This is a genomic window from Streptomyces sp. SID5469 (assembly GCF_009862865.1).
Taxonomy (GTDB): Bacteria; Actinomycetota; Actinomycetes; order Streptomycetales; family Streptomycetaceae; genus Streptomyces; species Streptomyces avermitilis.
In genome coordinates this window covers 6454474-6477852 of the sequence record NZ_WWIN01000001.1, presented here as the reverse complement: position 1 = coordinate 6477852, position 23379 = coordinate 6454474, and the positions used below count along the sequence as shown (strand labels likewise).

Here is a 23379-nt window from a genome sequence, read left to right as displayed (position 1 = left end):
GCAGCCACCGGGCGGAAGTGGTGCCCCTCCCCCAGGCGTACGGTCCCCTCCCCGCGTACCGCAAGCGTGGTACACGGGGAGAGGACCGCCCGAACGACGTCGCCCGTGCCGCCCTGGGCAGGGCCGGGCTCCGCGGGGCCTACTCCTGTGTGTCCTCCGGGATCGACACCAGCCAGCGGGTGTCGCGGCGCGGGCGCAGGTAGAAGGCCCAGTACAAGGTGGCCACGGCCGTGATGCCGCCGGTCCACAGGAGGTAACCGGTCTCCTGCTGACTGAGGATGTAGGCGAGGACCACGATGAGCAGGACCGGCATCGCGGGCCACAGGGGCATCCGCCAGGCCGGCGTGTGGGCGTGGGAGCCGCGCCGGGCGAGCAGGGCGGCGACCGCGACGAGCAGGTACATGCCGGTGACGGAGACGCCGGTCACGCCGTACAGGGTGTCCAGGTTGACGAAGCACAGGAGCGCGCCGGGGACGCCGACGGCGAGGGTCGCGACCCAGGGCGAGCCGAAGCGGCCGAGCTTGGCGAGGCCGTGGTTGACCGGCTCGGGCCAGGCCTTGTCGCGGGCCGAGGCGAACAGGACGCGGGAGTTCTGGATGACCATGACGATGCCCGCGTTGATGATCGCGAGGGCCACGCAGAGGCTGACGAAGGTGCCGACGGCGGAGTTGGACCAGGCGGTGACCATGGAGCTGATGTCGCCGCCGGTGAGCGTGGAGAGATCCGAGGCGCCCATGGTGATCGCGACGACCGGCACCAGGATGATCACGGTCGAGATGGCGAGGGTAGCGAGGACCGTACGGGCGACGTTGCGGCGCGGGTTCTCCAGTTCCTCGGAGAGGTAGACGGCGGTCGAGAAGCCCTGGGTGACGAAGAGGGCGATCGCGAGCCCCGAGACGACCAGCATGCCCGTCACGGTGTCCGTGTGGCCCCCGGAGCCGGCCACCTGCATCGAGACCAGACTGCCGGCTCCGCGCTCGCTGTGGGCGAAGCCCAGCACCGCCACGACGGCCGCCGCAATGACTTCGAGGACCAGGAAGACTCCGGTGATCCAGGCGTTGGCGCGCAGGTCCAGCAGGCCGGCGAGGGTGGCGAGGAGCATCACGCCGGCGCCGGCGACGGCCGGGTCCAGGTGGACGATCGGCGCCAGGTAGTCCGCCGTTCCCATGGCGATCACCGGCGGCACGATCATGACAACGAGCAGGGAGAGCACGAAGACCAGCCAGCCCGCGAGCCGCCCGGCCATCGTGGAGACCATGGCGTACTCGCCGCCCGCGCTGGGGATGAGGGTGCCCAGCTCGGAGTAGCAGAACGCCACGGCGATACAGAGCAGCGAGCCGATCGCGATGGTGAGGGCGGTCGCGGTGCCGAGTGAACCGAAGAGGTCCGGTACGACCACGAAGAGCGTGGAGGCGGGCGTCACGCACGAGAGCGTGAGCAGGGTGCCGCCGACGATGCCGATGGAGCGCTTGAGCTTCTGAGGGCCGTCGGACGTCAGGGGGCCGGCGTCCAGTACGGGAGTCTCTGCGGGGCGGAGCGTGTCGGTCATGAAGCGGTTCCGATCGACTCGTGCGTCAGGTGTTTCGGGCGGGAGCGCTATCGCCTCCGGCGGCTCGCGTCGTACGTCACTTCGTCCGCTCCCGGCGCTGATGGAACCTTGACGAAAACCGTCGCGTCAATAGGTGTTCATCTACGGAATCCGTAGCTGAAAGATGATCCACATGTGATTTGCGTCGCGGATGGTCAGTCCGTGCGCTCTCTTCCGCCCGTGCGGGAACCGCAGCGCGCACCCCGAAAAAAATGAGGCCGTCCGCGATGCGGACGGCCTCGGAGACCCTACGGGGGTGCTCAGTGGTTGCGCGGGAAGCCCAGGTCGACGCCCGCCGGGGCCTCGGACGGGTCCGGCCAGCGGGTGGTGACGACCTTGCCGCGGGTGTAGAAGTGCGTGCCGTCGTTGCCGTAGATGTGGTGGTCGCCGAAGAGCGAGTCCTTCCAGCCCCCGAAGGAGTGGTAGCCCACCGGCACCGGAATCGGCACGTTCACACCGACCATGCCCGCCTCGACCTCCAGCTGGAAGCGGCGGGCGGCGCCGCCGTCCCGGGTGAAGATCGCGGTGCCGTTGCCGAACGGCGAGTCGTTGATGAGGGCGAGGCCCTCCTCGTACGAGTCCACGCGCAGCACGCACAGCACCGGGCCGAAGATCTCGTCCCGGTACGCGTCCGCGGACGTCGGCACCTTATCGAGCAGCGAGAGGCCGATCCAGTGGCCGTCCTCGAAGCCGTCGACCGTGTGGCCCGTGCCGTCGAGGACGACCTCGGAGCCCTGCGCCGCCGCGCCCGCCACATACGAGGCCACCTTGTCGCGGTGCGCCTTGGTGATCAGCGGACCCATCTCGGAGGCCGGGTCGTTGCCCGGACCGATCTTGATCTTCTCGGCGCGCTCGCGGATCTTCTCCACCAGCTCGTCCCCGATGGCGCCCACCGCGACGACCGCGGAGATCGCCATGCAGCGCTCGCCGGCCGAGCCGTACGCGGCCGAGACGGCGGCGTCGGCGGCCGCGTCCAGGTCCGCGTCCGGGAGGACCAGCATGTGGTTCTTGGCGCCGCCGAGCGCCTGGACACGCTTGCCCTTCGCGGAGGCGGTCGTGTGGATGTAGCGGGCGATCGGCGTCGAGCCGACGAAGGACACCGCCTTGACGTCCGGGTGCTCCAGGAGGCGGTCGACCGCGACCTTGTCCCCGTGTACGACGTTGAAGACGCCGTCCGGCAGACCGGCCTCGGCCAGCAGCTCGGCCAGCTTCAGGGCCGCCGACGGGTCCTTCTCGGACGGCTTCAGCACGAACGTGTTGCCGCACGCGATGGCGAGCGGGAACATCCACATCGGCACCATGGCCGGGAAGTTGAACGGCGTGATGCCCGCGACGACACCCAGCGGCTGCCGGATCGACGAGACGTCCACCCGGCTGGCGACCTCGGTCGACAGCTCGCCCTTCAGCTGCACGGTGATGCCGCACGCCAGGTCGACGATCTCCAGCCCGCGCGCGACCTCGCCGAGCGCGTCGGAGTGCACCTTGCCGTGCTCTGCGGTGATCAGCTCGGCGATCGCGTCCCGGTTGGCGTCGAGCAGCGCCCGGAACTTGAAGAGGATCGTGCTCCGCTTGGCCAGCGAGGACTGGCCCCAGGTCGCGTAGGCGTCCTTCGCGGCGGCGACCGCGGCGTCCACCTCGTCGACCGTCGCGAAGGCGACCTTCGTGGTGACCGCGCCGGTCGCCGGGTCGGTGACCGGCCCGTACGTGCCCGACGCGCCTTCGACGGTCTTGCCGCCGATCCAGTGGTTGACGATCTTCGTCATGACCGAGTACTCCTTCACAGATGGCGGCGTCGGGTCGAGACGTGCCGTTCGTACAGCTCACGTGCCTTGACCGCCGACGAACGGGTCGCGGTCTCGGCCACAGGTACATCCCACCAGGCCTGTGCCGGAGGCGCGCCCGACACTGTGTCTGCCGTTTTGGTCTCCACGTAGACACATGTGGGAGTGTCGGCGGCGCGGGCTTCCGCGAGCGCTGCCCGCAGGTCACGGACCGTCTTCGCGCGCAGGACCCGCATGCCCAGGCTGGCCGCGTTGGCGGCGAGGTCGACGGGCAGCGGAGCCCCCGTGTACTGGCCGTCCTCGGACCGGTAGCGGTACGCGGTGCCGAACCGCTCGCCGCCCACCGACTCCGACAGACCGCCGATGGACGCGTACCCGTGGTTCTGGATCAGCAGGACCTTGATCGCGATGCCCTCCTGCACGGCCGTGACGATCTCCGTCGGCATCATCAGGTACGTGCCGTCGCCGACCAGCGCCCACACCGGGCGGTCGGGGGCGGCCAGCCGTACGCCGATCGCGGCCGGGATCTCGTAGCCCATGCAGGAGTAGCCGTACTCCAGGTGGTACTGGTCGCGGGAGCGCGTCCGCCACAGTTTGTGCAGGTCACCGGGGAGCGAGCCGGCCGCGTTGAGCACGATGTCGGACTCGTCCACCAGTTCGTCGAGGGCACCGAGGACCTGCGGCTGGGTGGGCCGGATGTCCGGATCCTCGGCCTCGAACGCCGCGTCGACCCGGTACTCCCAGCGCTCCTTGTCCTCCGTGTACTCGCTCACGTACGCGGGCGGGACGCGGTGCTCGTGCATCAGCAGCGCCTCGGTCAGCTCCTGGAGGCCGCTGCGGGCGTCCGCGATCAGCGGCAGGCCGGAGAGCTTGTGGCCGTCGAAGGGCGCGATGTTCAGGTTGAGGAAGCGGACGCCGTCGCCGGTGAAGAGGGTGTGCGAGGCGGTGGTGAAGTCGGTGTACCGGGTGCCCACGCCGATCACCAGGTCCGCCGTGCGGGCCAGCTCATCGGCGGTCGCGGTGCCGGTGTGGCCGACGCCGCCGACGTCCTGCGGGTGATCCCAGCGCAGTGAACCCTTGCCGGCCTGCGTCGAGGCGACCGGAATGCGGGTGGCCTCGGCGAACTCCGCGAGCGCCTCCTCGGCCCGGCTGTGGTGGACGCCGCCGCCGGCCACCAGGAGGGGGCGCCGGGCCACCCGGATCGCCCGCACGGCCTCCGCGAGTTCGGTCGGGTCGGCGCCCGGACGGCGCACGGTCCAGGTCCGCTCGGCGAAGAACTCCTCCGGCCAGTCGTACGCCTCCGCCTGCACGTCCTGCGGCAGCGCGAGCGTGACCGCGCCCGTCTCGACCGGGTCGGTGAGCACCCGCATCGCCTGGAGCGCGGCCGGGATCAGCGCCTCGGGGCGGGTGACGCGGTCGAAGTACCTCGACACCGGACGCAGACAGTCGTTGACCGACACATCGCCCGCGTACGGGACTTCGAGCTGCTGGAGGACCGGGTCCGCCGGGCGCGTCGCGAAGGTGTCGCCGGGCAGGAGCAGGACCGGGAGGTGGTTGACGGTCGCGAGGGCGGCGCCGGTGACGAGGTTCGTCGCACCCGGGCCGATGGAGGTCGTGACCGCGTGGGTGGACAGCCGGTTCGACTGCCGGGCGTAGCCGACCGCCGCGTGCACCATGGCCTGCTCGTTGCGGCCCTGGTGGTACGGCATGTCGTCGGCGTACTCGACGAGCGCCTGACCGATCCCGGCGACGTTGCCGTGGCCGAAGATGCCCCACGTCGCGCCGATCAGCCGCTGCCGTATGCCGTCGCGCTCGGTGTACTGGGCGGCGAGAAAGCGCACCAGCGCCTGTGCGACCGTCAGCCTCGTCGTCGAGGTCATCGGTACCCCCCTGTGCTCTCTACGTGGTCCGGGTGGAAGCAGATCCGCCACTGCCGCTCCTGACCCGGCCCCGCCATGACGTTCAGGTAGTACATGGCGTGGCCCGGCTGGGCGACCGACGGGCCGTGCCAGCCGTCGGGGACGAGGACGGCGTCGCCGGTGCGGACCTCCGCGAGGACGTCGGATCCGCCCACGCGTGAGGGGAATACGCGCTGGTACCCGAAACCGTTCGGGCCGTCGATCTCGAAGTAGTAGATCTCCTCGAGTTCCGTTTCGGCTCCGGGCCGGTTCTCGTCGTGCTTGTGCGGCGGGTACGAGGACCAGTTGCCGCCGGGGGTGATGACCTCGACGGCGATGAGCTTGTCGCAGTCGAAGGCGTCGGCGGAGGCGAAATTGCGCACCTGGCGGGCGCAGTTGCCGCTGCCTCGGTCTTCGACGGGAACCTCCGGCGCGGGGCCGTAGCGGGCGGGGAGTCGGCGCTCGCACTTCGCTCCTGCCAGGGCGAAGCGGCCTCCCGCGCCGGAGGCGATCTGTGCCCGGGCGTCACGGGGCACGTACGCGAAGTCGGTGACCCCCGCGAACACGCTTTCCCTGCCCAGGAGTTGGAACTCTTTGCCCTCGATTTCCACGGTACAGGCGCCGCCCAGGGGAAGCACGATCCACTCACTGTCACCGGTGGTGAAGGTGTGGGTGCCGCCCGGCGCGAGCTCCACGATCCGCAGGCTGCTGTACGTCCAGCCGGCCCGCTCGGGGTCGATGTCGAGGACGTACTGGGGGCCCGAGGTGGCGCCCTGGGGGACGTACAGGTTGGTGGTCATGCGGCCCTCACAGCAGTCCTACGGCGGTGTCCACGGCGGCGGCCACATCGCCGTCCGCCGGGTACAGCAGCGACCGGCCGACCACCAGCCCCTGAACGGTGGGAAGTTGCAGCGCGCCGCGCCACTTCTCGTACGCGCCCTCCTGGTCCTCGCCGACGTCGCCGCCGAGCAGGACGGCGGGCAGCGTCGAGGTCTCCATGACCCGGGCCATGTCGTCCGGGTTCTCGGTGACGGGGACCTTCAGCCAGGTGTACGCCGAACTGCCGCCGAGGCCGGCGGCGATGGCGATGGACTTGATCACGGCCTCGGCGCTCAGATCGTTGCGGAGCTTGCCGTCCGCCCCGCGTCGGGACAGGAACGGCTCGACGAAGACGGGGAGTCTGCGCGCGGCCATGTCGTCGATGGCCCGGGCGGTGGATTCGAGGGTGTTGAGGGATCCCGGGTCGTCGTAGTCGATCCTCAGGAGCAGCTTGCCCGCGTCGAAGCCGAGGCGCTCGATGTCCTGCGGGCGGTGGCCGGTGAAACGGTCGTCCAGTTCGAAGGAGGCGCCCGCCAGTCCACCGCGGTTCATCGAGCCGATGACGACCTTGCGGTCGAGGGCGCCGAGGAGCAGCAGGTCGTCCAGGATGTCGGCGGTGGCGAGCACGCCGTCCACGCCGGGGCGGGACAGCGCGAGGCAGAGCCGCTCCAGGAGGTCGGCACGGTTGGCCATCGCCAGGGTGCGGTCGCCGACGGCAAGGGCACCGCGGGCGGGGTGGTCGGCGGCGACGATCATCAGCCGGCCGGTGTCGTTGCCGAGGAGGGCGCGGCGGGGGCGGCGCGCGGCGGCCTCGGCGATCGCCTCGGGGTGGTGGGTGCGGGTGCGGACGAGGTGGGCGACGTCCACGCGCGCGTGCGGAGTGCCGTCGCCCACGCGCGCGTGCGTGGGGCCGTCTCCGCTTCGTGCGCGTGCGGGGCCGTCGCTGCCTCGCGCCGGCGCGCCGCCGTCTCCTGCGCCTTGTTCGTCTCCGTGCCGGCCCCCGCCGACCTGCCCCGCCCTCACAGGACCGCTCCCGCCGTGAGCGCGTCCTCGACCTCGGCCGGGGTGGGCATCGCGGAGGAACACTCCAGGCGGGAGGCGACGATGGCGCCCGCCGCGTTCGCGTACCGCATGAGCCGCTCCAGGTCCCAGCCGTCGAGGAGCCCGTGGCAGAGCGAGCCGCCGAAGGCGTCACCTGCGCCGAGGCCGTTGAGGACCTTGACGGGCAGGGGCGGGACCTCGGCCGTCGTACCGTCGCGATGGACGGCGAGGACGCCCTTGGGGCCCTGCTTGACGACGGCGAGTTCGACACCCGCGGCCAGCAGCGCGCGAGCGGCCGAGTGCGGGTCCCGCTCTCCCGTGGCGATCTCCACCTCGTCGACGTTGCCGACGGCGACCGTGGTGTGGCGCAGGGCCTCGGTGTAGAAGGGGCGGGCCTGTGCGGGGTCGGCCCAGAACATGGGGCGCCAGTCGAGGTCGAAGACCGTCGTACCGGACTTGGCGCGGTGGGCGAGGGCCGCGAGGGTGGCCGTGCGGCTGGGCTCCTCGCTCAGGCCGGTGCCCGTCATCCAGAAGATGCGCGCGGCGCGGATCTCGTCCAGGTCCAGCTCGTGCGCGTCGATCTCCAGGTCCGGCGCTTTGGGCTGCCGGTAGAAGTAGAGCGGGAAGTCGTCCGGCGGGAAGATCTCGCAGAACGTGACCGGTGTCGGCAGCCCGGCGACCTGCGTGACCCAGCGGTCGTCGACACCGAAGCCGCGCAGCGCCTCGTGGATGTACGTGCCGAACGGGTCATCACCCGTCCGTGTGACAACCGCGGTGCTGCGGCCGAGCCGCGCCGCGGCCACCGCGACGTTCGTCGCCGAGCCGCCGAGGAACTTCCCGAAGGACGTCACCTGTGGGAGGGGCACGCCCGTCTGCAACGGATAGAGGTCCACTCCGATCCGTCCCATGGTGATCAGGTCGTACGCCATCGACTCCCCTTCGCAATCGGCTGCCCACAGGTCTAGTCGGGTCGCGGGAGCCCTGTCAATGTTTTGTCCAGACATTCGGACGACACCTTGACAGCGCTTTCTCCCGGTCGGAAGCTGGCGCCCATGACGTCGTTGTCACCACAGTCCTCACTCTCCCGCATCCGCGTCGGGTCGGCTCCCGACTCCTGGGGCGTCTGGTTCCCCGACGACCCCCGGCAGGTGCCCTGGCAGCGCTTCCTCGACGAGGTCGCCCGCTCCGGGTACGAGTGGATCGAACTGGGCCCGTACGGCTATCTGCCCACCGACCCCGCGGTGCTCACCGAGGAGACCGCGCGGCGCGGGCTCAAGGTCTCCGCCGGCACGGTGTTCACCGGGCTGCACCGGGGGCCGGACGTGTGGGAGTCCACTTGGGCGCATGTGTCGGACATCGCGGCACTCACCCAGGCGATGGGCGCGTCGCACCTCGTCGTGATCCCGTCCTTCTGGCGCGACGACAAGACGGGCGAGGTACTGGAGCCGAGCACGCTGACCGCTGAGCAGTGGCGGCACCTCACGACGGGGACCGAGCGCCTCGGCCGTGAGGTGCGCGAGCGCTACGGGCTGGAAATCGTCGTCCACCCGCACGCCGACACGCACATCGACAGCGAGGAGAACGTCACCCGGTTCCTCGACGGGACCGACTCGTCCGCGGTGTCGCTGTGCCTGGACACCGGGCACTACGCGTACTGCGGCGGCGACAGCGTCAAGCTCATCGAGACCTACGGGGAGCGGATCGGCTACCTGCACCTGAAGCAGGTGGACCCGGAGATCCTCGCCGACGTCCGGGCCGGCGAGGTTCCCTTCGGTCCGGCCGTGGCCCGTGGCGTGATGTGCGAGCCGCCGTCCGGCGTACCGGCACTGGAGCCGGTGCTGGCGGCCGCGCAGAAGCTGGACGTCGACCTCTTCGCGATCGTCGAGCAGGACATGTACCCGTGCGAGCCGGACAAGCCACTGCCGATCGCCCAGCGAACCCGGGCGTTCTTGCGGTCCTGCGGGGCGTAGAGGGGCCGCGGGAGGCGCGGGGCTCCGGGTTCCTGGCCCCTGCGGACTCTGCGGGCTGTGCGGACTCTGCGGGCTCTGCGGTCCGCCGAGCGCTCGGGGCTCGGCGGACCGGGCTCGGGACTCAGGGCTCGGCACTCGGGGCTCGGCGGACCGGGCTCGGGACTCGGGGCTCGGCGCTCGGGGCTCGGCGGACCGGGCTCGGGACTCGGGGCTCGGCGGACCGGGCTCGGGACTCGGGGCTCGGCGGACCGGGCTCGGGACTCGGGGCTCGGCGCTCGGCGCTCGGCGCTCGGCGCTCGGGGGGACCGTGCGCTTTTTCCGAGACCGGGAGGATCGGCTGACGGCACGCTGCGCGTTCAGCGGGAGCCCGGGGGAAGCGGGGAGCCGGCGGGCCGGATACGGCGCGGCGGGTCCGGCCCGTCCTGCGTGCCGGGGAAATACCTCGCTCGTGTCACAAAGTCCCTCTTCCTGTCACATCCGTCACGTGTAGGCGGGTCCCGGGTCACACTCGGTCAACAGACGCTTTCCTCTCCTCACTCTCTGTCGTTCACGGGGCACAGGCTTTGTGATCGCCAGCGCAGCGTCCGGCTCCCCCGACGGCCGTCCCGGCCGACGCCGCGGCGCGCGCGGGGAGGTGCCACTGATGACCGACCGTCGCCTTTGGTCGTACAAGGAGATCGCTGCGCACATCCGGGTCCAGCCGGACACCGTGAGGTCGTATCGCAAGCACGGTCTGCTGCCACCGCCCGACCATGTGGAGGGCGGGAAACCCTACTGGTACGCCGACACCGTCCGGGCCTGGGTCGCCTCCCGGCCGGGCAACCGCGGCCGCAGAGACCTCTGACCGCGTCGCTGCCGCACCCTGCCCCCGACGTGGGCGGGGTGCGTGCGCCGGCACCGGCGCCCTCGGACTACGGGCTCAGCGCCACGGTTCGATGACCGTCACCCCCGCCCCCGGGGCCGTCCCCATGGCCGCCAGCGCTATCGGGGCCGTGTCCAGCGGGATCGCCGAGGTGACCAGGAGGTCGGGGCGCAGCACCCCCGCGCGCACCAGCTCCAGCATCGGCGGGTAGGCGTGCGCCGCCATGCCGTGGCTGCCGAGGACCTCGAGTTCGAGGCCGATCACCCGGGCCATGGGGACCGGGGTGGAGCCGGTGGACGAGGGCAGCAGGCCCACCTGGACGTGCCGGCCGCGGCGGCGCAGCCCGTTCACCGAAGCCACGCAGGTGACGGGTGAGCCGAGCGCGTCGAGGGAGAGATGGGCGCCGCCGCCGGTCAGCTCACGGACCGCCGCCGCCGTGTCCTCGACGCGCGAGGCGTCCACACTCGCGGCCGCGCCGAACTTCCGTGCCAGGTCGAGGGCTTGGGGCGAGACGTCGACGGCGACGACGCGGGCGCCGGAGGCCGCCGCGATCATCACCGCCGACAGTCCGACGCCGCCGCAGCCGTGCACGGCGACCCACTCCCCCGCCGCCACCCTGCCCTGCGCCACCACCGCCCGGAACGCCGTGGCGAACCGGCAGCCCAGCGCCGCCGCCGTCCCGAACGACAGCTCGTCCGGCATCGCGACCAGGTTCACGTCCGCGTGCTCCAGCGCCACGTACTGCGCGAAGGAGCCCCAGTGCGTGAATCCCGGCTGGGCCTGCCGCTCGCACACCTGCTGATCGCCCGCCGCGCACGCGGCGCAGCTTCCGCAGGCGCAGACGAACGGTACGGTGACCCGGTCGCCGGGCCGCCACCCGCTCACCCGGGTGCCCACCGCCTCGACCACGCCCGCGAGTTCGTGCCCCGGCACATGCGGCAGCGTGATGTCCGGGTCGTGCCCCACCCACCCGTGCCAGTCGCTCCGGCACAACCCGGTCGCCTCGACCCGCACCACGACCCCGTGCTCCGAGGGCTCCGGATCCGCCACCTCCCGCACCTCGGCCGGCTCCCCGAACCGCTCGAACACCACCGCACGCATACGCCCAAGCCTTCCGCCCGCGTCCAGGACCTCCCACCGACCGGAGAGCCTGGAGATCGTCTCTTCGGCCGAACGCTAGCCGGGTGCCGCGACCTTGTCCCGCTCCTGGTCGGCCTCCTTCTCCTCGGGCGCCGCCGGAGGCTCCCCCTCGCTCAGTCCGAACCGCTCGTGGAAGCGCCGCAGTGGCGCCGGGGCCCACCAGGTGGCCCGGCCCGTCAGCCGCATGACCGCCGGTACCAGCAGGCTGCGTACGACCATCGCGTCCATCAGGACCGCCAGCGCGATGCCCAGGCCGAGCATCTTGGTGTTGGTCACTCGCGAGGTGCCTATCGCCACCATCACCACGGCCAGGATGACCGCCGCCGCGGTGATCAGGCCCCCGGTGCGCTGGAGGCCGAAGCGGACCGCGTCGCGGTGGTCGCCCGTGCGGTCGTACTCCTCCTTTATCCGGGAGAGCAGGAAGACTCCGTAGTCCATGGAGAGGCCGAAGGCCACACAGAACATCAGGACCGGAAGGGTCGTCTCGATCGAGCCGGAGCTGGTGAAGCCGAGCAGGCCGGAGAGATGGCCGTCCTGGAAGACCCAGACCACCGCGCCGAACATGGCCGTCAGGCTCAGTGCGTTGAGCAGCACCGCCTGGACGGGGATCAGCACGCTGCCCGTCAGCAGGAAGACCAGGAACAGGGTGACCACGGCGATGAAGCCCGCTGCCCAGGGCAGCTGGTCGGCTATCGCGTGTTTCGAGTCCACCAGGACCGCGGCCGTGCCCGTCACCGAGGTGTCGAACGGGGCGTCCGTCGCGCGGAGTTCGCCCACCAGGCGTTGGGCGCCCTCGTCGACGGCCTCGCCCTTCGGCTGCACCGCGAAGTACGCCGTGTCGCCCTTCACCAGGGGACCGTCCACGCGGCGCACCTCGGGCAGTGCGGCGATCCGCTCCTTGTAGGCGGTGTACTGCGTCTCGGTCGCCCGTCCCTCGGCGAGCACCTCCAGACCGCCGCCGGGGCTGCCCGGGAAGCCCTCCCGGATGTGCTGCTGCACCACATGGGCCTCGGCGCTCGAGGGCAGCTGGCGGTCGTCCGCCGTGCCGAACTTCACGCCCAGGAAGGGAAGTCCGAGGACGACGAGGCCGACCGTGGTGGCCACGGCGAAGAGGGGTGCCCGGCGCATGACGAGCGACGCCATCCGGCCCCAGGCGGCTCCTCCGTCGGCCGTCCGCTCCCCGGCGGCCGTCCGCTCCCCGGCGGCTCCCGCCCCGGTCGTCTCTCGTGACTTCCCACGTCGGAACACCCGCCGCAGGTCCAGCGAGTTCACCCGGTGTCCCAGCAGGACGAGGGCGGCCGGCAGGAGGATCAGCGCCGCACCGGCCGCCAGCAGCACCACCGCGATGCCCGCGTAGGCGAAGGAGCGCAGGAAGTACTGCGGGAACAGGAGCATGGCGGCCAGCGAGACGGCGACCGTGAGGGCCGAGAAGAGGACCGTGCGCCCGGCCGTGCGCAGGGTGGCGGCGATGGCTGCCGGCGGCTCCGCGCCCGTCGCCAGCTCCTCGCGGAACCTGCGCACGATGAACAGGGCGTAGTCGATGGCGAGGCCGAGCCCCAGGGCCGTGGTGAGGTTCATCGCGAAGACGGACACGTCCGTGAACTCCGTGATGCCGCGCAGCACCGCGTTGGTCCCCAGGATGGCGACGATGCCGACGCCGAGCGGCAGCAGGGCGGCGACCGCGCTGCCGAAGACCATCACCAGGAGGACCAAGGTCACCGGGAGGGCGATCAGCTCGGCCCGGGTCAGATCCTCCCGGATGGTTGTCTGCATCTCGTGCCGGACGGCCACCGGGCCGCCGACCTTGACCTTCACCGGCCCGTGCGCGCCCCGATAGGTGGGCGCCAAGCGGTCCAGGGTCTCGCTCGCCGTCTTCTCGTCGCCTGTGATGCGAGCCGCGACGAGCGCCTCGTGGCCGTCCTCGGCGCGCAGGGTGGGTGCGCCCGACTGCCAGTACGAGCCGACGCCCGTGACGCCCGGCTCGGCGGCGAGCCGCGCGGCCAGCCGCTTCGCCTCCGCGGCGACCGAAGGAGCGTCGACGGACCGGCGCCCCGAGTCGACGAGGAGCAGCAGGTTGGGCTGTGAGCCGGGGAACTCCCGCTCCAGCACCTTGGTCGCGTAGGTGGACTGCGCGGCCGGGTCCTCCCAGCCCCCGCTGCCCAACCGGTCGGCGACCCCGCCGCCGGCGACCACCGCGAGGGCGGTGAGCAGCAGCGCGACGAGCAGCGAGAGCCGTGGCCGCGCGGTCACGAACCGGGTCCAGCCACCCAGCCGCACGCCACCGCCCGGATCCCTCCCCGGCCCACCGCCCCGGTCGGGTCGCTCTCCGTCATCTGCGCTGTTGACTTCGGACATGACGCGGTGTCCCCTTCACCGTGACCCCGCGTCCCGGTACATCCGTGCAGGCAGCATGGGTCGTCCATTGCCATAGACTGGCAAACACGAGTAGTCGCTCGCGTTTTTCAAGAATGCGAGTGACCACTCGCGTTTGTCAATCGCGTCCCGAGAGCTGGGGATAACTCGTGCCCGAGAGTCAGCAGAGCGAGGAGCAGCGGCCGAACACCTCCGACGAACAGGACACTTCCGAGGAGCAGCGGCCGGGCGACAAGGACAGACCGCGCCGCCGCCAGGCCCGCGGCGAGCGCCGTATCGTCCAGCTCCTGGAAGCCGCGGCCTCGGTCTTCTGCCGGGCCGGCTACACCGGCGCGAGCACGAACGCGATCGCCCGCGAGGCCGGCGTCTCGCCGGGCACGCTGTACCAGTTCTTCCCGAACAAGGAAGCGATCGCCGTCGGCCTCAGCGACCGGCTGCTCCACGACTGGCGGGAGTCGCACGGGCAGGCGCTCGCCGCGGAGAACATCGGGCTCCCGCTGGACGAGATGCTCGACGCGGTCCTCGACCCGCTGATCGCCTTCAACGTCGAGAACCCCGCCTTCGGCGTCCTGATGCACGGCCCTGACACCCCCTGCCGGATCACCGAGGAGAAGGGCGTCCTGGGGGGCGCGATCCTCACCCGCGTCGAGGAGATCATCGCGGGCTATCTGCCGGACGCCCCGCCGGACGAGCGCACCCGCACGGCGACGATGACGGTCACCCTTTTCAAGGCGGGCCTCGACCTGGTCATGTCCCATGAGGGCGCCGAGCGGGACGCGTACATCGCCGAGCTGAAGACGGTCATGTACCGCTACTTGAAGCCCCTGGTCGAGGACACCGCGGGCTGACCCGCCCCACCCGGCCGTCCACCGGCGTCCACCGGCTCGCTCACCGCCACCGCCACCGAGCGGACGCCTCCCCAGCGGGGTTCACCCCGACGGACGCTTCCTTCGCTTCCCCAGCGGGCTCTCACCCGACCGACGCATCCCCACCGTCGCGCCCCCGGCGTTTCCCGCGGGCGCTCGGCCCTCATCGCCTCACTGATTCGAGTGAACCGAGCGCACCCGTCGACCCATCGCGCCCCCTCTTGGGTAAATACCCCCTAGGGGTATACTGTAAGTCACCTAAGCCCCACGCGCCTCGATGAGGAGTAACGACATGACCGCCGAGACCGAAACCCCGGGTTCCACCACGACCGTCTACCAGGTGAGCGGGATGAGCTGCGGACACTGCGAAGGTTCGGTGTCCAGCGAGATCGCCGAGATCGCCGGCGTCAGCTCGGTGAAGGCCGTCGCGTCCACCGGCGAGGTCACCGTGGTCTCCGCCGCGCCCCTCGACGACGAGGCCGTGCGCGCCGCGGTCGACGAGGCGGGTTTCGAACTCGCCGGCAGGGCCTGAGCACCGAGCCCCCTGGACCTCCCCTCTCCCCACTCTCCACACCGGGCCGTACCGACCAGCTGATACTGGATCCGTGCGGTCCGGCACATTCTCTGGAGTACGGACATGAGCAGCACCACCGCAGAGGCACCGATAGGCCCGGCCTCGCAGGTCGAGCTCACCATCGGCGGGATGACCTGCGCCTCCTGCGCGGCCCGCGTCGAGAAGAAGCTCAACCGGATGGACGGCGTCACAGCCACGGTGAACTTCGCGACGGAGAAGGCGAGGGTCTCCTACCCGGCGGAGGTGGAGGTCGCCGACCTCATCGCCACCGTGGTGAAGACCGGCTACACGGCGACGGAGCCGCCACCACCGCGGCCCGAGGCGCCCGAGGAACCCCAGCCGTCCCGGGCATCCGAGGAAGACCCCGAGCTGACGTCGCTGCGCGGGCGGCTCACCGTCTCCGTCCTGCTCGCCCTGCCCGTCGTCCTGCTCTCCATGATCCCGGCCCTCCAGTTCGACAACTGGCAGTGGCTGTCGCTGACCCTCGCCGCGCCCGTCGTCGTCTGGGGCGCGCTGCCCTTCCACCAGGCCGCGTTCACCAACGCCCGGCACGGCGCGGCCACCATGGACACGCTCGTCTCGGTGGGCACGCTCGCCGCCTTCGGCTGGTCCGTGTGGGCGCTGTTCTGGGGGCACGCCGGGATGCCGGGCATGCGCCACGGCTTCGACTTCACCGTCTCCCGCGGGAACGGCGCGTCCACGATCTACCTGGAGGTCGCCGCCGGTGTCGTCGCGTTCATCCTCCTCGGCCGCTATCTGGAGGCCCGCTCCAAGCGACGCGCGGGTGCGGCCCTGCACGCCCTCATGGAGCTGGGCGCGAAGGACGTCGCCGTCGTACGGAACGGTCGTGAGGTACGCGTTCCGGTGACCCGGCTGACCGTCGGCGACCGCTTCGTCGTACGGCCCGGCGAGAAGATCGCCACCGACGGCACCGTCGTCGAGGGCGACTCGGCGGTCGACGCGTCCATGCTGACCGGCGAGTCGGTACCGGTGGACGTGACCGTGGGGGACACCGTCACGGGCGCGACCGTGAACGCCGGCGGGCGCCTCGTCGTCGAGGCCACGCGAGTCGGCGCGGACACCCAACTCGCTCGGATGGCACAGCTCGTCGAGGCCGCGCAGAACGGCAAGGCCGAGGTGCAGCGCCTCGCCGACCGCATCTCCGGCGTGTTCGTGCCCGTCGTCCTGCTGATCGCGCTCGGCACGTTCGGGGTCTGGCTCGCGGTCACCGATGACACGGTCGCCGCGTTCACCGCGGCCGTCGCGGTGCTGATCATCGCCTGCCCGTGCGCCCTGGGCCTGGCCACCCCGACCGCGCTGATGGTCGGCACGGGCCGCGGCGCCCAGCTCGGCATCCTCATCAAGGGCCCCGAAGTCCTGGAGTCCACACGCCGCGTCGACACCGTCGTCCTGGACAAGACCGGAACGGTGACGACCGGCCGTATGACCCTCCAGGAGGTGTACGTCGCCGAGGGCGCCGCCGAGAAGGAGGTCCTGCGGCTCGCAGGAGCCCTGGAACACGCCTCCGAGCACCCGATCGCCCGGGCGATCACCGCGGGCGCTCAGGAGCGCGCAGGGGCCCTTCCCGCGCCGGAGCGCTTCGAGAACGTCCCCGGGCTCGGCGTACGCGGGCGCGTGGAAGGTCATGAGGTCCTGGTGGGCCGGCTTCCCGAGGTGGCCCTCCCGGAGGGCCTGGCACGCGCCAAGGCGACGGCCGAGGCCGAGGGGCGTACGGCCGTCGTGGTGTCCCGGGACGGCGTGGCGCTCGGCGTCCTGACCGTCGCCGACGCGATCAAGGAGACCAGCGCCGAGGCGGTACGCGAACTGCGCGCCCTGGGGCTCACGCCGGTGCTGCTGACCGGTGACAACCGGGCGGTCGCCGAGTCGGTCGCCCGTGCGGTCGGCATCGACGAGGTGATCGCCGAGGTGCTGCCGCAGGACAAGGTGGCCGTCGTCGAACGGCTGCGCGGACAGGGCCGTACGGTCGCGATGGTCGGCGACGGGGTCAACGACGCGGCCGCGCTCGCCACCGCCGATCTGGGGCTCGCGATGGGCACAGGGACGGATGCGGCGATCGAGGCGAGCGACCTGACGCTCGTGCGCGGGGATCTACGGGTGGCGGCGGACGCGATCCGGCTGTCGCGCAGGACGCTCTCCACGATCAAGGGGAACCTGGTGTGGGCCTTCGGCTACAACGTGGCCGCGCTGCCGCTGGCCGCGGCCGGGCTGCTCAACCCGATGATCGCGGGGGCGGCCATGGCCTTCTCCTCGGTGTTCGTGGTGACGAACAGCCTTCGGCTCAGGACATTCTCATGACGTTGAGGCAGGAGTCCCTCTAGAGTCCAACGCGGGCCTCACATAAGCTCTTCACAAGGCTCGCGCATCATCCTTACGCTTGGGCCTCGATCGCCGTATCGGTTCTCTTGCGCACCTTCAGGACATATGCAAGAGACGCAGATCACAGTGATGTGAACGTAACCACCGAAGGGGTTCGTGAGTCTAAGTTGGCGATGTCAGAAGCGTCTTGGGGGGCGTGACTGGCATCTGGGGATGTCTTGGGGGACGTTCCCGGAACTGCGTTGCCGGGGCACGTACACCGGGGAGCTTTGAGCGGCCCTCCCGATCCGTACGCGTCCCGGCAGACCGCGGTAGCGCAGGGGGTTTTGCTCGTTTAGCTCGCAGCGATTCAGGCGCTGTTCCCACAGACGCCCGGCCGGATCCCGTGGGGGGAATCCGTACCGGGACAAGGAAAGCGCCCCGACTGCCGGCCCGTGGGGGGACCGGTAGCGGGGCGCTTTCCGTTTTTTCAGGCTCGGTTCGCCTCCGGGGCGCCACAGCCGGTGTCGGAGGCCGATCGGGCTCGGCCCTTCGGGCCTTCGCGCGTTCGGCCTCCCGGCGCCGGCGCACCCCTTCGGCTCACTCGCCGAGGCGAGCCGGAGTGACCGGGAGGCAGTCCTCGGTGTTCCGGCTGGTTACCGGCCCTCGACCGGGACGAAGTCGCGCAGGACCTCGCCCGTGTAGATCTGGCGCGGGCGGCCGATGCGGGAGCCCGGCTCCTTGATCATCTCGTGCCACTGGGCGATCCAGCCCGGAAGGCGGCCGAGGGCGAACAGGACCGTGAACATCTCGGTCGGGAAGCCCATGGCGCGGTAGATCAGACCGGTGTAGAAGTCCACGTTCGGGTAGAGCTTGCGCTCGACGAAGTAGTCGTCGGCCAGCGCGTGCTCCTCCAGCTTCAGCGCGATGTCCAGCAGCTCGTCGGACTTGCCGAGCGCCGAGAGGACGTCGTGCGCCGCCGCCTTGATGATCTTCGCGCGGGGGTCGAAGTTCTTGTAGACGCGGTGCCCGAAGCCCATGAGCTTCACGCCGTCTTCCTTGTTCTTCACCTTGCGGATGAAGGTGTCGACGTCGCCACCGCTCGTCTGGATGCCCTCGAGCATCTCCAGGACGGACTGGTTGGCGCCACCGTGCAGCGGGCCCCAGAGGGCGGAGATGCCGGCGGAGATCGACGCGAACATGTTCGCCTGCGACGAGCCGACCAGACGCACGGTGGAGGTCGAACAGTTCTGCTCGTGGTCCGCGTGCAGAATCAGCAGCTTGTCGAGCGCGGAGACGACGACCGGGTCCAGGTCGTAGTCCTGCGCCGGGACCGAGAAGGTCATGCGCAGGAAGTTCTCGACGTACCCGAGGTCGTTGCGCGGGTAGACGAAGGGGTGACCGATCGACTTCTTGTAGGCGTACGCCGCGATCGTCGGAAGCTTGGCGAGAAGGCGGATCGTGGAGAGATTGCGCTGCTTCTCGTCGAACGGGTTGTGGCTGTCCTGGTAGAACGTCGACAGCGCGGAGACCACCGAGGACAGCATCGCCATCGGGTGGGCGTCACGCGGGAAGCCGCGGTAGAAGTTCTTGACGTCCTCGTGCAGCAGGGTGTGCTGCGTGATCTCGCCCTTGAACGTGGAGAGCTCGTCGACGGTCGGCAGCTCGCCGTTGATCAGCAGGTACGCCACCTCCAGGAAGGTGGAGCGCTCGGCCAGCTGCTCGATCGGGTAGCCGCGGTACCGGAGGATGCCCTGCTCACCGTCGAGATAGGTGATCGCGGATTTATAGGCGGCAGTGTTGCCGTACCCACTGTCCAGAGTCACCAGACCGGTCTGAGCGCGGAGCTTCCCGATGTCGAAGCCCTTGTCGCCGACGGTGCTGTCGATCACCGGGTAGGTGTACTCGCCATCGCCGTACCGCAGTACTACAGAGTTGTCGCTCACGTCATCCCTCACCGACGTTGTGCCTCTTCTTCGAGGTGCCCTGACTGTCTCTACCATCCCCCATTTGGCGCAGGAGAGTGCACTCGGGGTCGACCATTGGGCCTATTGGCGGCACTGAGTGCCGCCAACCTGCTCATCCTGCCCCCTTCGCCCTGGTTCTGGAAGTGCTCTGTGACCTTCACGACTCGTTTGATCGATCATTTTTTGCGACGCCTTCCGCCACGGGGCGTCGGGCCGGTCGATCAGGGGGCGAGAGGCCGCGGGGAAAGCCTGAAGTCCAGGGCCGTGCAACGCCGTCCGGCCGATACCGTGCGCACCGCCTGGCCTATCGCCTTGCGCGAACCGACGAGGACGACCAGCTTCTTGGCGCGGGTCACCGCTGTGTAGAGCAGATTGCGCTGGAGCATCATCCAGGCGCCGGTGGTGACCGGGATCACCACGGCCGGGTACTCGCTGCCCTGCGAGCGGTGGATGGTCACCGCGTAGGCGTGCGCCAGCTCGTCGAGTTCGTCGAACTCGTACGCCACCTCCTCGTCCTCGTCGGTCAGCACCGTCAGGCGCTGTTCATCCAGGTCGAGGGAGGTGACAACGCCCACGGTGCCGTTGAAGACACCGTTTTCGCCCTTCTCGTAATTGTTGCGGATCTGGGTGACCTTGTCGCCGACGCGGAAGACGCGGCCGCCGAACCGCTTCTCGGGCAGGTCCGGGCGGGCGGGGGTGACCGCCTGCTGGAGCAGGCCGTTGAGCGTGCCCGCGCCGGCGGGGCCCCGGTGCATGGGGGCGAGCACCTGGACGTCCCGCCGCGGATCGAGGCCGAACTTGGCGGGAATGCGACGGGCCGCGACGTCCACCGTGAGCCGGCCGGCCTCCTCGGTGTCGTCCTCGACGAAGAGGAAGAAGTCCTTCATCCCGTCGGTGAGCGGGTGCCGGCCGGAGTTGATGCGGTGCGCGTTGGTGACGACTCCGGACTGCTGGGCCTGGCGGAAGACGCGGGTGAGGCGGACGGCGGGGATGGGGCCGCCGTCCGCGAGGAGGTCCCGGAGCACTTCGCCCGCGCCGACGCTGGGCAGCTGGTCGACATCGCCGACGAAGAGGAGGTGGGCGCCCGGCGGGACCGCCTTGACCAGCTTGTTGGCGAGGAGGAGGTCGAGCATGGAGGCCTCGTCCACGACCACCAGGTCGGCGTCCAGCGGGCGGTCCTTGTCGTACGCCGCGTCGCCGCCGGGCTTCAGCTCCAGGAGCCGGTGCACGGTGGAGGCCTCGGCGCCGGTCAGCTCGGCGAGGCGTTTGGCGGCGCGGCCGGTGGGGGCGGCGAGCACGACCTTGGCCCGCTTGGCGCGGGCCAGCTCGATGATCGAACGGACCGTGAACGACTTGCCGCAGCCGGGGCCTCCGGTCAGGACCGCGACCTTCTGGGTGAGCGCGAGCCGGACGGCCTCCTCCTGCTCGGGGGCCAGCTCCGCCCCCGTACGCCCCTTGAGCCAGTCGAGCGCCTTGTCCCAGGCGACGTCGTGGAAGCCGGGCATCCGGTCCTGGTCGGTGCGCAGGAGGCGCAACAGCTGGGCGGAGAGGGAGAGTTCGGCGCGGTGGAAGGGGACGAGGTAGATGGCCGTCACCGGGTCCCCTCCGTCGGGGCCGGGCAGCCGCTCCCGTACGACGCCGGGCTCGCCGTCCTCCTCGCTCGGCGCCGCCAGCTCCGCGAGGCACTCGATGACCAGCCCCGTGTCCACCTGGAGCAGCTTCACCGCGTCGGCGATCAGCTGCTCCTCGGGGAGGTAGCAGTGGCCCTGGTCGGTGGACTGCGAAAGGGCGTACTGGAGACCGGCCTTGACGCGCTCCGGGCTGTCGTGCGGGATGCCGACGGACTGGGCGATCTTGTCGGCGGTGAGGAAGCCGATGCCCCAGACGTCGGTGGCGAGGCGGTAGGGCTGGTTCTTGACGACGGAGATGGAGGCGTCGCCGTACTTCTTGTAGATGCGGACCGCGATGGACGTCGACACCTCGACGGTCTGGAGGAAGAGCATGACCTCCTTGATCGCCTTCTGCTCCTCCCAGGCCTCGGTGATCTTCTTCGTCCGCTTGGGTCCGAGCCCGGGAACCTCGATCAGCCGCTTGGGCTCCTCCTCGATGATCTGGAGGGTGTCGAGGCCGAAGTGCTGGGTGATGCGGTCGGCGAAGACGGGGCCGATGCCCTTGACGAGGCCGGAGCCGAGATAGCGGCGGATGCCCTGGACGGTGGCCGGGAGCACGGTCGTGTAGTTCTCGACGGTGAACTGCTTGCCGTACTGGGGATGGGAACCCCAACGGCCCTCCATCCTCAGCGACTCCCCCACCTGGGCGCCGAGCAGCGAGCCGACGACGGTCAGCAGATCGCCGGCGCCACGGCCGGTGTCCACGCGCGCGACCGTGTATCCGTTCTCCTCGTTGGCGTACGTGATCCGCTCCAGTACGCCTTCGAGCACGGCCAGGTGCCGCTCTCCGGTACCTGGCTGTGCCGCCCGACTCGCCCCACTGGCCATGATCCGACGCTACCGTGCGGGACTGACAGAGGGATGGCTCGGGCGGTCCGCCGTCGGCGTTCCGGAGACCTAGTCGCCGTCCTTGCGCCACGCTCTCGTCGGCTGCCCGGTCTCGTCCCACTCCCGGTCCGACAACATGGTCAACCCGTCCTCGGCGAACTCCCTCTCGGCAGCGAGCGTGCCGTTCGGGTGCCAATCCCGTGTGATGCCGACAGGGCGTCCCCCGCGTGCCATCCCTTCGGACCGAAGAGTGCCGTCCTTGTACCACTCCTGGTTCGGACCGTGCAGCACTCCGTCCGCGTAGGTTTCAAGGCTGACGACAGCACCGCCGAGGCGTTCTTCGACCTCGCCCGTGAACAGCTCCCCGCGGTACAGCAGCCGCTGTCCCGGATCCATGTCGACCTCGGGGTCGTCGATGTCGATGCGACGCATACGGGGGCTCTCCTCATCCTGCCGACGGAGTCAGACCACGGTGGTACGCGGAGCGCCGGCGCTCCAGCCACAGCAGGCCGGCCTTGTGCACCTGCTCGGCACGCAGGGATCCTGATGCCTGCGTGCCTGTGTTCAGAGCTGATCGGTCAGGTCCGGGCCGCGTCCGTCCTCCGCGTCCGGAGTGCCGACTCCGTGGCCTTCGGCCCTCCCGAAGTAGGTGGGTTCACCGGGTTCCGCCGCCACCCCCACCAACGCGTCCAGCTCCTTCAACGCGACTGCGAGCCGCGGAGCGTTCTGCTGGTGCACTTCCGGATGCGGTGTGCCACGAAAGTCGAAGGGGCCCCAGATGTCGTGGAAGACGGAGACATCGGCCGACAGCCCGAGCGGCTCCGAGGAGACCGTCAATTCCACGAGACGGTTTTCATGACGCTGCGCGCCATGCTCATCGAGCCACATCCCGGGTCCCGTGACGAGGAAGCCACTGAACTCGGCCTGCGGAAATCCGACAGGGCGCAACGCCTCGACGCGCTGGGCCACCTGCTCGTCGTCAAGCGGCCACAAAAGCCGCAAACGCGTCTTCGCGATCGCACCGCCCAATTCGGGTACGACCCAATACCATTCCAGGGAAGCCGGCTTCATCAGGTCGTGTTTCAGCAGCACAGCCGACATGTGAGCAGCCGTAACGAGCGCTGAGCGCAACCCGGGCGGCGCGTAGTCCTCCAGGTCCCAGAACCAGGATGCGCATTCCTCGGGTGCGCGCATCAAGGCGGACATACGTTTCAGTTCACCTCGACCATCGGCGGTCAGTTGCGCTCGGCATGCCATTCCTTCGTCAGGTTTCCGTCCTCGTCCCATTCAAACAACGCCAACTGACGCAACCCGTTGTCGCTCATAGTCATCCGTGCCGCCAGCCTGCCGTTGGGGTGCCAACTTTGAAGCTCTCCCACGGGAACCCCGTCACGCATGACTCCCTCCGACCGTAGGGTCCCGTCCATGTACCACTCACGGGTCGGCCCGTCTTCGACACCGTCCTTATAGGTGTTGAGACTGACGAGCGCACCCCGTTGGTACTCGACAACCTCCCCGGTGAACAGTTCTCCGCGGTAGAGCAGCCGCTGGCCCATATCCATGTCGACCTCAGGGCCGTCGATGTCGATCCGCCTCATGTTGCACCTCACCGCGAGCGCCAGTGCCCCTTGGAGGGGGTGTGGTGGGATTGGCAGATCTGGGCAACCCGAGTCTTCAACCAGGCCT

General features: G+C 70.3%; 18 protein-coding genes. 5 read left to right on the top strand and 13 right to left on the bottom strand.

Annotation, left to right across the window (positions count from 1 at the left end; genetic code table 11):
- Window positions 1-139 precede the first annotated feature (139 nt).
- The 6 genes from GTY58_RS27925 to iolC all read right to left on the bottom strand — a co-directional run bounded on the left by GTY58_RS27925 (window position 140) and on the right by iolC (window position 8056).
- Window positions 140-1549 (bottom strand): APC family permease, encoded by a 1410-nt coding sequence (locus GTY58_RS27925; RefSeq protein ID WP_010986746.1) that lies wholly within the window; start codon window positions 1547-1549, stop codon window positions 140-142.
- 299 nt (window positions 1550-1848) lie between these two features.
- Window positions 1849-3351, bottom strand: coding sequence for a CoA-acylating methylmalonate-semialdehyde dehydrogenase (mmsA, locus tag GTY58_RS27920; protein ID WP_010986745.1), 1503 nt, complete (start codon window positions 3349-3351; stop codon window positions 1849-1851).
- A 14-nt stretch (window positions 3352-3365) separates the two neighbouring features.
- Window positions 3366-5249, bottom strand: coding sequence for a 3D-(3,5/4)-trihydroxycyclohexane-1,2-dione acylhydrolase (decyclizing) (gene iolD, locus GTY58_RS27915; protein ID WP_010986744.1), 1884 nt, complete (start codon window positions 5247-5249; stop codon window positions 3366-3368).
- Window positions 5246-6067, bottom strand: a complete 822-nt coding sequence (gene iolB / locus GTY58_RS27910) for a 5-deoxy-glucuronate isomerase (RefSeq protein ID WP_010986743.1) — start codon at window positions 6065-6067, stop codon at window positions 5246-5248. Before iolB ends, iolD begins: the two co-directional genes overlap by 4 nt.
- A gap of 7 nt (window positions 6068-6074) precedes the next feature.
- On the bottom strand, window positions 6075-6980 hold the full coding sequence (locus GTY58_RS27905) for a deoxyribose-phosphate aldolase (protein WP_078234516.1): 906 nt from the start codon (window positions 6978-6980) through the stop codon (window positions 6075-6077).
- 125 nt (window positions 6981-7105) lie between these two features.
- Window positions 7106-8056 carry a 5-dehydro-2-deoxygluconokinase gene (gene iolC, locus GTY58_RS27900; protein ID WP_010986741.1) on the bottom strand — a complete coding sequence of 317 codons (951 nt, stop codon included), beginning with the start codon at window positions 8054-8056 and terminating at the stop codon, window positions 7106-7108.
- Between the two features lie 123 nt (window positions 8057-8179).
- Here iolC and GTY58_RS27895 point away from each other — a divergent pair, with 123 nt between their 5' ends.
- Together GTY58_RS27895 and GTY58_RS27890 are read left to right on the top strand one after the other, a co-directional pair.
- On the top strand, window positions 8180-9097 hold the full coding sequence (locus tag GTY58_RS27895) for a sugar phosphate isomerase/epimerase (protein WP_037649822.1): 918 nt from the start codon (window positions 8180-8182) through the stop codon (window positions 9095-9097).
- A 643-nt stretch (window positions 9098-9740) separates the two neighbouring features.
- Window positions 9741-9941: a MerR family transcriptional regulator gene (locus GTY58_RS27890; RefSeq protein ID WP_037649824.1), complete on the top strand. Its 201-nt coding sequence runs from the start codon at window positions 9741-9743 to the stop codon at window positions 9939-9941.
- A 75-nt stretch (window positions 9942-10016) separates the two neighbouring features.
- On the opposite strand, the gene GTY58_RS27885 is transcribed toward GTY58_RS27890, so the two are convergent.
- Both GTY58_RS27885 and GTY58_RS27880 read right to left on the bottom strand, forming a co-directional pair.
- Window positions 10017-11060, bottom strand: coding sequence for a zinc-dependent alcohol dehydrogenase family protein (locus GTY58_RS27885; protein WP_010986738.1), 1044 nt, complete (start codon window positions 11058-11060; stop codon window positions 10017-10019).
- A 75-nt stretch (window positions 11061-11135) separates the two neighbouring features.
- Window positions 11136-13454: an MMPL family transporter gene (locus tag GTY58_RS27880; protein ID WP_010986737.1), complete on the bottom strand. Its 2319-nt coding sequence runs from the start codon at window positions 13452-13454 to the stop codon at window positions 11136-11138.
- A gap of 167 nt (window positions 13455-13621) precedes the next feature.
- Here GTY58_RS27880 and GTY58_RS27875 point away from each other — a divergent pair, with 167 nt between their 5' ends.
- The 3 genes from GTY58_RS27875 (at window position 13622) to GTY58_RS27865 (ending at window position 17228) form a co-directional block, all read left to right on the top strand.
- On the top strand, window positions 13622-14320 hold the full coding sequence (locus tag GTY58_RS27875; protein ID WP_010986736.1) for a TetR family transcriptional regulator: 699 nt from the start codon (window positions 13622-13624) through the stop codon (window positions 14318-14320).
- A gap of 310 nt (window positions 14321-14630) precedes the next feature.
- Window positions 14631-14870 carry a cation transporter gene (locus GTY58_RS27870; protein ID WP_010986735.1) on the top strand — a complete coding sequence of 80 codons (240 nt, stop codon included), beginning with the start codon at window positions 14631-14633 and terminating at the stop codon, window positions 14868-14870.
- Window positions 14871-14975: 105 nt separating this feature from the next.
- Window positions 14976-17228, top strand: a complete 2253-nt coding sequence (locus GTY58_RS27865; protein WP_010986734.1) for a heavy metal translocating P-type ATPase — start codon at window positions 14976-14978, stop codon at window positions 17226-17228.
- 656 nt (window positions 17229-17884) lie between these two features.
- Here the strand turns inward: GTY58_RS27865 and GTY58_RS27860 are convergent.
- From GTY58_RS27860 to GTY58_RS27840, 5 genes are all read right to left on the bottom strand, one after another.
- Window positions 17885-19174: a citrate synthase gene (locus GTY58_RS27860; protein ID WP_010986733.1), complete on the bottom strand. Its 1290-nt coding sequence runs from the start codon at window positions 19172-19174 to the stop codon at window positions 17885-17887.
- A 242-nt stretch (window positions 19175-19416) separates the two neighbouring features.
- Window positions 19417-21693, bottom strand: a complete 2277-nt coding sequence (locus GTY58_RS27855) for an ATP-dependent RecD-like DNA helicase (protein ID WP_010986732.1) — start codon at window positions 21691-21693, stop codon at window positions 19417-19419.
- A gap of 69 nt (window positions 21694-21762) precedes the next feature.
- Complete coding sequence (locus GTY58_RS27850) at window positions 21763-22125, bottom strand: hypothetical protein (RefSeq protein ID WP_010986731.1); 363 nt, start codon at window positions 22123-22125, stop codon at window positions 21763-21765.
- A gap of 132 nt (window positions 22126-22257) precedes the next feature.
- Window positions 22258-22887: a hypothetical protein gene (locus GTY58_RS27845; RefSeq protein WP_037649920.1), complete on the bottom strand. Its 630-nt coding sequence runs from the start codon at window positions 22885-22887 to the stop codon at window positions 22258-22260.
- Between the two features lie 41 nt (window positions 22888-22928).
- Entirely contained in the window at window positions 22929-23291 is a 363-nt protein-coding gene (locus GTY58_RS27840) for a hypothetical protein (RefSeq protein ID WP_010986729.1), read from the bottom strand.
- Between the last annotated feature and the right edge of the window lie 88 nt (window positions 23292-23379).

What these genes read in the sequence shown, in the direction of transcription:
- GTY58_RS27925 (WP_010986746.1), bottom strand. Translation starts at nt 1,549, where the DNA reads ATGACCGACACGCTCCGCCCCGCAGAGACTCCCGTACTGGACGCCGGC.
- mmsA (WP_010986745.1), bottom strand. Translation starts at nt 3,351, where the DNA reads ATGACGAAGATCGTCAACCACTGGATCGGCGGCAAGACCGTCGAAGGC.
- iolD (WP_010986744.1), bottom strand. Translation starts at nt 5,249, where the DNA reads ATGACCTCGACGACGAGGCTGACGGTCGCACAGGCGCTGGTGCGCTTT.
- iolB (WP_010986743.1), bottom strand. Translation starts at nt 6,067, where the DNA reads ATGACCACCAACCTGTACGTCCCCCAGGGCGCCACCTCGGGCCCCCAG.
- iolC (WP_010986741.1), bottom strand. Translation starts at nt 8,056, where the DNA reads ATGGCGTACGACCTGATCACCATGGGACGGATCGGAGTGGACCTCTAT.
- GTY58_RS27895 (WP_037649822.1), top strand. Translation starts at nt 8,180, where the DNA reads ATGACGTCGTTGTCACCACAGTCCTCACTCTCCCGCATCCGCGTCGGG.
- GTY58_RS27890 (WP_037649824.1), top strand. Translation starts at nt 9,741, where the DNA reads ATGACCGACCGTCGCCTTTGGTCGTACAAGGAGATCGCTGCGCACATC.
- GTY58_RS27885 (WP_010986738.1), bottom strand. Translation starts at nt 11,060, where the DNA reads ATGCGTGCGGTGGTGTTCGAGCGGTTCGGGGAGCCGGCCGAGGTGCGG.
- GTY58_RS27880 (WP_010986737.1), bottom strand. Translation starts at nt 13,454, where the DNA reads ATGTCCGAAGTCAACAGCGCAGATGACGGAGAGCGACCCGACCGGGGC.
- GTY58_RS27870 (WP_010986735.1), top strand. Translation starts at nt 14,631, where the DNA reads ATGACCGCCGAGACCGAAACCCCGGGTTCCACCACGACCGTCTACCAG.
- GTY58_RS27865 (WP_010986734.1), top strand. Translation starts at nt 14,976, where the DNA reads ATGAGCAGCACCACCGCAGAGGCACCGATAGGCCCGGCCTCGCAGGTC.
- GTY58_RS27855 (WP_010986732.1), bottom strand. Translation starts at nt 21,693, where the DNA reads ATGGCCAGTGGGGCGAGTCGGGCGGCACAGCCAGGTACCGGAGAGCGG.
- GTY58_RS27850 (WP_010986731.1), bottom strand. Translation starts at nt 22,125, where the DNA reads ATGCGTCGCATCGACATCGACGACCCCGAGGTCGACATGGATCCGGGA.
- GTY58_RS27845 (WP_037649920.1), bottom strand. Translation starts at nt 22,887, where the DNA reads ATGCGCGCACCCGAGGAATGCGCATCCTGGTTCTGGGACCTGGAGGAC.
- GTY58_RS27840 (WP_010986729.1), bottom strand. Translation starts at nt 23,291, where the DNA reads ATGAGGCGGATCGACATCGACGGCCCTGAGGTCGACATGGATATGGGC.